1 pseudogene is annotated in these 222 nt (G+C 31.1%); it reads left to right on the forward strand.

Features of this window, described 5'->3' with window-relative positions:
• Positions 1-38 precede the first annotated feature (38 nt).
• Positions 39-222: pseudogene (locus FOT98_RS30655) on the forward strand (RNA-guided endonuclease InsQ/TnpB family protein); the annotation flags it as partial.

The following is a 222-nucleotide window of genomic DNA, read 5'->3' on the forward strand; positions in this document are numbered from 1 at the left end:
TTTTTTGCTATAATATCCTTAACAAGGAGGTGAATAAAATGACAAAGGAAAATCCATCAAACTATAAAACTCTTCAAATTTGGATTAAAAAAGGGCATCGTATGTATTCTTATTTTCAAGAATGTTGTCATAACGCTAAGAATATGTACAACACTACAAACTTTTATATACGCCAGGTGTACACTGGATTAACACAAGAAAAAGAGTTGCAGCCTTTGCAAA

The organism is Bacillus sp. HY001, from assembly GCF_007558965.1.
GTDB classification, from domain to species: Bacteria; Bacillota; Bacilli; order Bacillales; family Bacillaceae_G; genus Bacillus_A; species Bacillus_A mobilis.